Here is an 8,760-nt window from a genome sequence, read left to right as displayed (position 1 = left end):
TGCCCGTTACCAGTCTTCGCACGGTTTCCTTGAATTCACACAAGCGCTGCACAGCCGTCGTCCGGAAGAGTTCAACCCGGCGCCAGGGTTAATGGCGGCCAGCATGTGCGGTCAGGTCAAGCCAGTGACCGCAGTCCAGCAAGTCGCGCCGGCCGCCTTGGCCTTAACCAGCCCCTGCGGCCGCGCCGCGGCATCGCTGACCGGCAGCCGAGCGGACCGTTCAGCACTGCAGGCGGTCGCGCTGGTCAGCGACATCGGCAGAAAGATGCCTACAGCTTTCGTAGGAGCTACCGTAGCAGCGGCCGGATCCGGCGCAAAGCTCGCTAGCCGGGTTGGTGGTGGTCGCGCCTGGAATTGTCCGATAGAGGTTTCAGATGGGGTCAGGTAGGTCCAGCCCCATGAAAACGCACCTTATATGGTGTAGTCCTTAAAGGTGAGAAATGAGCCAATGCGGACCGGAATCCACCCGCAATGAGCCTCAAATCAGCAGCACCCAAATTCGGCCAGGCGCTACGCGCCGTGCGGATCGAGCGCGGGCTAACGCAAGAAGACTTTTATGAGGTCTCCGGCCGCACCCACCTCAGTCGCCTCGAGAACCAAGGTGCAAGCCCTTCGCTCAACAAGGTTGCCCAGCTGGCCCAGACAATGGGCGTCCACCCGTTGACGCTGCTGACGCTATCGTTCTGCAACAAGGGCACAGCCGCCGAGATCGACAAGGTCCTCGCTACTGTCCGCGATGAGATAGCCTCATTTGAGAACCTTCGGCTGGGCTCGCGTGACCGGCAGCGCCGGAGCGGATGAACTGGAAGTTCCGGGCGGCCGAAGCCGCCTTTGTTGCAGAACTGGCGCAGCTCCGGCTGCAAATGGGACTGAGCCGGCACGCGCTTGCCGAACAGGTGGGCATCGAGCCAAGCGACGTCGACCTCAGCGAGGCGGGACTGCGTCGCGTGGACGTGGTCGAGCTATTCCAATGGTGCAAAGCCTGCGGATCCTCACTCGATGTCTTTGTCGAACGCATAGGCCAGCGCCTCTTGGCCAAGACCTCGGATCACCATTGAGTGGCGGTTTCATTTTTCACCGGAAGCCCTCCCTCCGTTCGCAGCACCGCCAGCGCGCTTACGTGGCAGCGTGCGCAAACCGACGCTGCTTAGCCACCGTAATTCATCGTCCAGGTCTTGTAGAAACTCCATGAAGCTGTAGTCCAGGGCTTCGACCCACTCGCGCAACTCGATAACGTTTAGGGTGGTGGCGCCGCTCTCGACGTAGCTGACCCAGCCCTGGCTACGGCCCAGCAAGTCGCCAAGGTCGGCTTGGCGCAGCTGGCGTGACTCGCGCAGGCTCTTGAGCTTCTTCAAGAAGACTTCGTTTTGGCGGCTGTATTGGTATTTGGACATTGAACTCTCTCAGCTTCGCACCGTATCGCAGGTAGCGCCATATCAAGAATTTGCATACGGCAGGCCTGCATCAAAAATTTGCCACCATCAAAACTTTGCCGACGCATCACCGCGCCAGGCACGACAGCGCCATGTTCGTTTCTCTCCCTCAGTACGAGCTTTCATATCCACTGCTATTTGAAGAACCTGGCGCCCAGTACTGGCGCGTGATGGCGCTCAACCTTCATGCGCCATGGTTCTTGCTCTCGGTGGAGCATGTTGCTCCCGACGAACCCGACGAGACCTTCGTGCGTACGCTGTGCATCGGGTGGGAGTTCGACCTTGTCGAGACATTGCGAAACCTTGACTGCTCCCGGGTCAAAGGGCTTGTCTGCATGCTCCCGGCGTGGCAGTCGGAAACCGGTCAATGGTCGGCGCGTGAAATCCGGGAAGTCTGGCTCAGGGGAGACCACGCTGTGCTTGTCGACCCAACTGGCGAAAAGTTTGACGCCAACCCAATCCTGGAGCCAGTCGGTCACGCGGAAATGGAGCTTCTATGGCGGGTAGCTTCGCCTCGGAAGCGGTGAGGCATGACACGCTTGGGCGAGTGTGACCGCTACGAAGAACTTTCAGTGATGCTCGGTGTGTTCGTTTTGCCCTGGGCATTTTGCATACTTGGCTGAGCATCACGCACCACTAACGGCTCTCCACGCTGCCCGCAGCGCCAATGCATCTGCCAACGAATGATGGCGCTCAATTCCTCGATACAAAAAGGACTCAAGCCAACTTGCTTCAGCGGCGCGTACACCGTCAACGCAGCTGGTGATGTCGTCGATGTTTTCCGGCGCCAGAACGGTGTGAACTTGATCCCAAATCTTGGCCTCCAACATCGCGCTGCGCAAAAGAGCAAAGTCATCTTCGTAGTCGTATGCCAAGGTGATTTTTCCACTAGCCCCACCGGCTCGTGCGAGCAACCACTGCCCAGCTTTATTGCCCAACTCCCTGCCGGAACACTTCGATTGAGGCACTCTGCCAAACTGAGGAATCACGGTCTTGCGGGTGAACTCGCTGGAGGCAGCAAGCCTAGCCTGGCCTGTCGGGTCCAGCGCCAAATCAAGCTCTGCATAGATCTCGAAGCCGTCGATCGAAACCATCGAGAAGCTCAGCAGAGCGGGTTCCTCGAGGTTGGTGAATTCAGTGTCAAGGAAGACCATCACAAATAGCTTTCAAATCAAATGAAGACGTCCATGGGTATGCTCAAGGAGCTTTGAAACCGACCTGTCGTCTCCCGCAAACTTGTCTCTTTGCATAGCTCCCCAGATGCACGTCGGATAGCCGCAAGACGATCCATCTCCAGATTCGCAATTTCTCGAATCCTGTCTTTCTCTTCCGCCTCGGCCTCGGATTGGATACGTGAGAGGCGATGGGCTTCCGCAGATGACTTTGTCAGTTCATCTTGCCTTGCGAGCCAGGCCGAAATGCGCGGGTCGTATCTTGAAAAAATGAGTCCCAACAAAGTAACGCTCGACAGTGCACCTACAGCGTAGAGCCACCATCGCAAGGCCTGCCCAGCGCGGGCTCGGTAATCTCGGGGGCGCTCAAGGTGATCCAGGGCCCAGATGCCCTGGCGAGCTTGTTGAGCGGCGGCTGCTGCCCCCTGGTACTTGCCTTGCTCTGACTTGAGTTGCATCTCGAAGTAATCGCGCCAAGCCAGCCCCCGTTGCACCAGTTCCAGGTTCACCAGATGCCCATTGGGGTCGACCACTTCGGCCAAGGTGAAACCGTTTGCGCCCTGGCCGTGAAGCTGAGCAGTCACTTGTCGGCCGAGCACCATGGCCGAGAGAGCTGATTGCGCTTCATCCCCAAAGGGTTGCCCGGATTCCGGCGCGTCAATGAACGCCAGCCTCAATCTGTACTCACGACCATTCGCGTCGACCAGTTTGAGGACATCGCCACCTGAAACGCTGACAACCTGGCCGCGGATCATCTCGTCGGCCCAGGCAGGCACGACCGCGCTGAGTCCGATCAGGCATGCCCATAGAAGCAGCTTCGCGATATCGGCCATGGCTATTCCTCTGAATGGTGGGATGTGCCAGCGCCAGATGGCGATTCGGCGCTCTGCTTGTCGGATGCCTGGCGACGGCGTACGAACTCGACTTGCCTGCGCTGGCGAGCCCGGTCAAGACAAGCCGAGCGTTGGCACTGCTGCCGACAGCTACGAATCGAACCGGTCGTCGGTGTGAAGAACAACTGCATGCTGTTTCGCATGATTCGACGCACTTGGGCGATGCGACGTCGGCGCTCAAGTGGCGAGTTCAAGGATCGACGATCTTGTGTCGGCAAGTCCTCGGGTTCTTGCAGTGAGAAATCTGCCACCGTCGGGAATTCTCCGCCGTGCCTGTCCGGATCGAACTGCTTCAGCCGATCCTCAAGCTGTCGCTGCCGGTCGTCGGCATCGCTCACCCGCAGCCAAACGCCCAGGGCGGTCTTCAAACAGTGCTGGCACAGGTCGAGTTGGACGTCGCGGCCATCACCAAAGATCGAGGCATAGCCGGCCTTCAAGTCGATGCTGACGAATTCCTGAAACTCGCCCTCGCTCACGTCTGCCAGACGGCCACAGCGATCGCAGCGGATCTGTTTGACAAAGGATTCGGGGCGTACGTCCTTGATCTGCATGAAAGCTCCGACGGCTGATGGGTTTTGGTCGGACGCTGGTGGCTCAGACGCCCGCATCCATCATAATGTCTTTATAAATCAATGAGTTACGTAACATTTGTCGCTATGGGGCCGGTATTGATCTGATACTGGATCCGTGTGGCGCGTCGTTTTCCGCCCCGGATTCAGAGGGGGATGGGCCCGGCAACCAGGAGTGCATGTGACGGACTTGCTCATTCAGGCCGGCCCCAAACGATCTCACTCCAGGCACCTTCGCAAGAAGCACCTATTGGTGAGTTCTGACAACAGGGGTTGGAGTAAGAGTTGATTTGGCGGGTAACTGATGCTGACTACAGGGCATAAGCAATGAAATCGCTGGCGCAGAAGAATTGCAATGAAGAGTGGCGGATGCTGCGCGAGTTGGCCGAGACCATCCAGGACTTGAATAGGTATCAGGACGTCTCAAGGCTGAACCTGGGGGCTTTGCAAATGGAATGGGATATTGGACGCGCGGGCCGACAGTGGACAGGCAAGGACGGCCTAGCCAAACTTGACCGATTGCCTGGGCGTCTCGAACTGTTGGGTGGCAAGCTGTGTGCCAGTGAAACTGAAAGGTCCGCCCTGCTGGCCGGTTTGCTGGAAAACCTGGGGCTCGATGCCGTCGTTCGGTTTGGTCGCATTGACGACTGGCAGAAAGCCATCGCCGCGCGCGTAGAGGCTGAACGTAACCCGCCAGATTCTGGCGAGATCAAGACTCCACCAAGGCATTGGAACTGCCGAGTACTCGAGTTCCCGTCCGAGGAGGAGGCATGGTTTGCAATCCACGAGGTGTATTACGAGCATGGCCTGCCAGTGGCTTACAGCAAGTCAGCGGCGGATCCCGGCTGGACCGGGGACGATGGGCCAGATGCCGGACTCAATCAACTGGAGAAGTTCAGGGCCGCGCTGAGCAAACCAGTATTGAAGTTGTCTGACTTTGAGATTGCACGGGCCAAGGCCGCACTCTTGAACAAGCTTGGCCAAATGGGTGATGACAGTGGCGGATCGCGGGACATGGATGCCCTCTTATCTTGGCTGGAGACTTGGCTGGCTGAACCTTGCCTAGAACTTGGAGGCGTTACGCCGGCGCTAGTACTTGCTCGCGAGGATGGTCGCCTCGAAGTAGAGACGCTTCTCGAACGGATGCGCGGTGGTCTTCCTGGTTGATCGGGTGGGATGGAGGCCGTCATGTTTGAGATCTACAGCCTGGTCATGTTGTCGGTGGCGCTACCCCAGCTTCAATTGAAGCCAGGAGCGCTTGGAGTCGTGGTCTACATACACGGTGCGGGCGAGGCTTACGAGGTGGAGTTCATAACGAACGATGGCCAGACGATTGCAGTTGCAACTATTGCTTCAAATCATCTGAGGCAAGCATCAGCCAGTTTTCATGGCTATCTTGACGACACTAATCAGGATTCCTTGCGCTGCTCTGATCCAGCCGTTCCCGTTGTGCGACAGGGGAAAACTTGGAAGACTCTTTGGAGAGCGCGATGAGTGAGTTGCCGGAGCGAGAAAAGCTGTACGCCGAGATCTGGGCTGTTCCCATGATTCATCTCAGCAAGCGCTACGGCCTGTCAGGCCCCGGGCTTCGGCAGTTTTGCGAGAAGCTTGGGATTCCCGTACCCGGCAGAGGCCACTGGGCCAAGCTTGCCGCTGGTCACGAAGTTCCGAGACCTACCCTGCCACCACTTGCCCTCGCCTTGGAGGTGGACACCAGTGGTCGTCAACGTCGGAAGGGTGGGCGGCCTTCCCAACAAGCATCGGCTGAAAACGATCCAAGATCTGCTCGAAGTGATCCGCAGCAGCCATCATTAGAGCAATCTGATGAGATGCCACCCTTGGAACTACATCCTTTGATCCGAGCACTGCTTCCTCTTTACGACAAGGAGGCTACTGAAGCACTTCAGCGAAAGGCGAAGCATGAGTGGGAAGAGATAAATCCTGGGCGACCATACCGGGGCGTAGCGCCGCCACACTACAGCTGGCAGTATTTCTGTGACCGCGGACAGATTCTTGCGCCGACCCACAAGAAGTCAGCGATCCGGGTCTCTCTGATGACCTACAAGAGAGCGCTGCACTTAATGAGCTCTCTGGTCGCATCGCTCGAGAAGTTGGGCTTCCAGCTTATGTTCTCCGAACATAGGCAACGATTGATCGCCAAGCGAGGCGAAGCCCACATCAGCATCAGGCTAACCGAGAAGCTTGACGCCGGCACACGGTTTGACCGGATCAACTCGTACACGCGCGAGAAGGAGTCTGTGAAGACGTTGACGCCTACAGGACGCCTCAGCCTCGGCATCGAGGAGATGGGCTTTGGTGAGACGATCGTGAGCGACACGTCCACTACATCTTTGGAAACCAAGTGGGACGCGGTTCTTTCTGCCGCCGAACTCCGGCACCGTGGCTCCCTGGAGGCTGTAGCTCGATGGAAGCGACAACGCGATGAGCAAGAGGAGGCAACTCGCCGGCGCGCCGATGAGCAACGGCTCAGAGAAATTGCTCAACGAATGGCGGCCGAGGAGACCGCGCGGCGAGATGCACTGCTTAGCGAGGCGCTGAACTGGCAGAACTCGCAGCTGATCCTAAGCTACGTGGCGCACTTGGACCGGCTTCGAGACGTATCTGGCAACGTCAGCGAGGGCTTTGACGCTTGGCGGGAATGGGCTCGCGGCGTTGCCACAGCCCTCGATCAGAGCAGCACAAGGCTTGCGGAATAGTGAAGCTCGGTTTGCACAACCTCGCACCGGCGAATCTACGCCAGCTTGCTGATAGTCACTCGGCTTTATGGCGTCCCGGCATCTGCGGCACAGCCGATGTCATCTTTAGTTATGTCGCTACTAGGCTGACAGCCGAAGTTCACGAATGTCTACTTGGCGGTACTTCAGTGTTTGGTTGTTGCTCCCGCCTTGCAGCAGGTTCGTCGCAAAGTGGAACTGTTCGATCTTGATCGGCGTGCCAGTCATCTGTTCTGCGGTCGCTTTTGCAGTCTTAGCACGACACATCTATGAACCACCATCAAAAGTGATGAAGCGCTCCGTGTCAAGTATGCGCAGCATGTAGTATTTTCGGCTGCTGTCGGCTCTGAAGATTCGGGCTACCTTGTGAATGTGGTGCCTGCGAATGGTGACATCCGCACAGAATGATCGGCTTAAGGAAGGGGGGGACATGATTAAGACCTCGGTACTCATCGTTTGCGTTGCAGCGTTCCTGCAGGGCTGCGCCACATCGCCGTCTGTTCTGCCGGCGCCAGTCCAGGCCGTTGTTGGGCCAACGACGAGCCGTGACCTGCCTGATCAAGACTCACCAGAGGTTGCTCAGCCGAGCCCCGCTGTCATCGCCCGGAACGCTTCGCCGGCACCTATCAAGGTTACGCCTTTAATGCATCTCCAAGACGCGAGCTCGGATTGCACGGGGACTTGCCAGGCGGTGTTTGCTGGCAAGTACACGCGGCTGGTTTTGGTGGGTGAGTTGCCGGTACTTGCGGGTGGTTCAGTTGTTGACAAAACTGCTGAGGTTGCGGCCTACAACAAGCGCGACGCTGTTGCTAGGTTCCTGCTGTCCAAAGCGAGCGGTATATCCCTGGTCGCTCATGTCTCGGTGCCGGGGACCCTTAAAACAGTGGCACCGCTCGTAAGTCTCTCTCGGTTAAGCAATTCTGATGGTGAATCCTGGACGCGCGAGCTGGTGCTAGAAAAAAGGGCGACGCCGCATTTTCTGGTGAAGGACGATGGTTCGAACAGTTCCGTGTCGGTCGTGTTTGAGGCCAAGGCCTCGGATAGCTTTGCCTCTCGCGGGTTGGCACTGGGAGTGAGTGCGCTTAGCAAGCTAGCCTCCACCGCGGGCGTGAATCCTCCGTTGATCACAGCGCTGAATAAGGACAGCGTTCGGAACCTCGCCACAGAACTTGATTCGGCAATCTCCCGGCTCTTGGCGACCTCTATCACGGAGAAAGTTGAGGCGGATCGGTCGTTGATCGGCTGGGGTACAGAAAAAGGGAAGGGGCTGTCACTTTCCTTCCGTGTGCCCAAGGACCTTGAAGGTACGGACATGCAGGAGGGCAACCTGCGGACTGTGGGAACCTGGCATGTGTACTTCGAACCACCCAGGCCCTCAATTTTCGTAGACAAGGTGATCTGTCCCGCCACATCCAGCACTGGCTGTCTGAGCGCGGCGGACGTCGAAACGGCCGTCGGGCAGACAGCAAATCTCGCATCGGTACTGTCGTATCCGGTGGGGGGCTCCGGGGATGTTCAGCGAACGGTGAAGTCCCACATGAGGCAAACGGAATGGTGGGCAACCACCACGCGAGACTGGGCAGCCGCTGCGCCCACGCTGCGAACGCCGGTGATTACGGGTTTCTGCAAGCAGGTGGTCTCTGAAGCATCAGAGCTTGGCTTCTCTGGTGTCGATGCAAGGCTTATTCTTTCTGCGATCATCGAACTCGTTCCTTTGCCGTCCGAGTCTGAGCAGGTGCGAACAGCTTGTGCCGCGATCTCTCTGCGCGTTCGGTCGCAGGGTGCGGGTGCGGGTGCTTGAAATCAAAGCGCCGCTAGTCTGGTCGACCTTGCGCTCCGTTATCAGGTTATGTTCACTTGATGGAGGGTGGCTTGAGGAATAGACAAGCGTTCACTGTCGGCCGTCCCGATCTCTTGGGTACGGAAACCTACTAAATAGCTGGCCTAAGGGTCTCGGC

At 57.9% G+C, this 8,760-nt stretch carries 12 protein-coding genes; 7 read left to right on the top strand and 5 right to left on the bottom strand.

Annotated elements, in window-relative coordinates:
- Nucleotides 1-111: 111 nt before the first annotated feature.
- Complete coding sequence (locus tag WG899_RS04345; protein ID WP_339594397.1) at nt 112-255, bottom strand: hypothetical protein; 144 nt, start codon at nt 253-255, stop codon at nt 112-114.
- Between the two features lie 216 nt (nt 256-471).
- Between WG899_RS04345 and WG899_RS04340 the strand changes: the two genes are divergently transcribed.
- Together WG899_RS04340 and WG899_RS04335 are read left to right on the top strand one after the other, a co-directional pair.
- On the top strand, nt 472-801 hold the full coding sequence (locus WG899_RS04340) for a helix-turn-helix domain-containing protein (protein WP_339594396.1): 330 nt from the start codon (nt 472-474) through the stop codon (nt 799-801).
- Nucleotides 798-1,058 carry a helix-turn-helix domain-containing protein gene (locus WG899_RS04335; RefSeq protein WP_339594395.1) on the top strand — a complete coding sequence of 87 codons (261 nt, stop codon included), beginning with the start codon at nt 798-800 and terminating at the stop codon, nt 1,056-1,058. Before WG899_RS04340 ends, WG899_RS04335 begins: the two co-directional genes overlap by 4 nt.
- Nucleotides 1,059-1,067: 9 nt before the next feature.
- Here the strand turns inward: WG899_RS04335 and WG899_RS04330 are convergent, their stop codons facing one another.
- Nucleotides 1,068-1,394 (bottom strand): helix-turn-helix domain-containing protein, encoded by a 327-nt coding sequence (locus WG899_RS04330; RefSeq protein ID WP_339594394.1) that lies wholly within the window; start codon nt 1,392-1,394, stop codon nt 1,068-1,070.
- Nucleotides 1,395-1,444: 50 nt separating this feature from the next.
- Here WG899_RS04330 and WG899_RS04325 point away from each other — a divergent pair, with 50 nt between their 5' ends.
- Nucleotides 1,445-1,960, top strand: a complete 516-nt coding sequence (locus WG899_RS04325; RefSeq protein ID WP_339594393.1) for a hypothetical protein — start codon at nt 1,445-1,447, stop codon at nt 1,958-1,960.
- A gap of 99 nt (nt 1,961-2,059) precedes the next feature.
- On the opposite strand, the gene WG899_RS04320 is transcribed toward WG899_RS04325, so the two are convergent.
- From WG899_RS04320 to WG899_RS04310, 3 genes are read right to left on the bottom strand one after another with little or no spacing between them, the layout of a single operon-like run.
- The gene (locus tag WG899_RS04320) at nt 2,060-2,587 is read right to left on the bottom strand and encodes a hypothetical protein (RefSeq protein ID WP_339594392.1); all 528 of its coding nucleotides are present in this window, start codon (nt 2,585-2,587) and stop codon (nt 2,060-2,062) included.
- Between the two features lie 17 nt (nt 2,588-2,604).
- Nucleotides 2,605-3,438, bottom strand: a complete 834-nt coding sequence (locus tag WG899_RS04315; RefSeq protein WP_339594391.1) for a thermonuclease family protein — start codon at nt 3,436-3,438, stop codon at nt 2,605-2,607.
- A 2-nt stretch (nt 3,439-3,440) separates the two neighbouring features.
- Nucleotides 3,441-4,049 carry a hypothetical protein gene (locus WG899_RS04310; RefSeq protein WP_339594390.1) on the bottom strand — a complete coding sequence of 203 codons (609 nt, stop codon included), beginning with the start codon at nt 4,047-4,049 and terminating at the stop codon, nt 3,441-3,443.
- Nucleotides 4,050-4,394: 345 nt separating this feature from the next.
- Here WG899_RS04310 and WG899_RS04305 point away from each other — a divergent pair, with 345 nt between their 5' ends.
- The 4 genes from WG899_RS04305 (at nt 4,395) to WG899_RS04290 (ending at nt 8,603) form a co-directional block, all read left to right on the top strand.
- Nucleotides 4,395-5,234, top strand: coding sequence for an MbcA/ParS/Xre antitoxin family protein (locus WG899_RS04305; RefSeq protein WP_339594389.1), 840 nt, complete (start codon nt 4,395-4,397; stop codon nt 5,232-5,234).
- Nucleotides 5,235-5,255: 21 nt separating this feature from the next.
- Complete coding sequence (locus WG899_RS04300; protein WP_339594388.1) at nt 5,256-5,561, top strand: DUF4926 domain-containing protein; 306 nt, start codon at nt 5,256-5,258, stop codon at nt 5,559-5,561.
- A complete protein-coding gene (locus WG899_RS04295) occupies nt 5,558-6,784 on the top strand; it encodes a hypothetical protein (protein WP_339594387.1) in 1,227 nt (408 codons plus the stop codon). Before WG899_RS04300 ends, WG899_RS04295 begins: the two co-directional genes overlap by 4 nt.
- Before the next feature lie 448 nt (nt 6,785-7,232).
- Entirely contained in the window at nt 7,233-8,603 is a 1,371-nt protein-coding gene (locus WG899_RS04290; RefSeq protein WP_339594386.1) for a hypothetical protein, read from the top strand.
- Nucleotides 8,604-8,760 lie beyond the last annotated feature (157 nt).

This window comes from Paucibacter hankyongi, assembly GCF_037482915.1.
Lineage (GTDB): Bacteria > Pseudomonadota > Gammaproteobacteria > Burkholderiales > Burkholderiaceae_C > Paucibacter_A > Paucibacter_A hankyongi.
The sequence above is the reverse complement of the archived record's forward strand: the minus strand, read 5'-3'. Positions and strand labels throughout refer to the sequence as shown.

Excerpts from the sequence above, each read along its gene's own strand:
- WG899_RS04345 (WP_339594397.1), bottom strand. The coding sequence starts at position 255 with ATGTCGCTGACCAGCGCGACCGCCTGCAGTGCTGAACGGTCCGCTCGG.
- WG899_RS04340 (WP_339594396.1), top strand. The coding sequence starts at position 472 with ATGAGCCTCAAATCAGCAGCACCCAAATTCGGCCAGGCGCTACGCGCC.
- WG899_RS04335 (WP_339594395.1), top strand. The coding sequence starts at position 798 with ATGAACTGGAAGTTCCGGGCGGCCGAAGCCGCCTTTGTTGCAGAACTG.
- WG899_RS04330 (WP_339594394.1), bottom strand. The coding sequence starts at position 1,394 with ATGTCCAAATACCAATACAGCCGCCAAAACGAAGTCTTCTTGAAGAAG.
- WG899_RS04320 (WP_339594392.1), bottom strand. The coding sequence starts at position 2,587 with ATGGTCTTCCTTGACACTGAATTCACCAACCTCGAGGAACCCGCTCTG.
- WG899_RS04315 (WP_339594391.1), bottom strand. The coding sequence starts at position 3,438 with ATGGCCGATATCGCGAAGCTGCTTCTATGGGCATGCCTGATCGGACTC.
- WG899_RS04310 (WP_339594390.1), bottom strand. The coding sequence starts at position 4,049 with ATGCAGATCAAGGACGTACGCCCCGAATCCTTTGTCAAACAGATCCGC.
- WG899_RS04305 (WP_339594389.1), top strand. The coding sequence starts at position 4,395 with ATGAAATCGCTGGCGCAGAAGAATTGCAATGAAGAGTGGCGGATGCTG.
- WG899_RS04300 (WP_339594388.1), top strand. The coding sequence starts at position 5,256 with ATGTTTGAGATCTACAGCCTGGTCATGTTGTCGGTGGCGCTACCCCAG.
- WG899_RS04295 (WP_339594387.1), top strand. The coding sequence starts at position 5,558 with ATGAGTGAGTTGCCGGAGCGAGAAAAGCTGTACGCCGAGATCTGGGCT.
- WG899_RS04290 (WP_339594386.1), top strand. The coding sequence starts at position 7,233 with ATGATTAAGACCTCGGTACTCATCGTTTGCGTTGCAGCGTTCCTGCAG.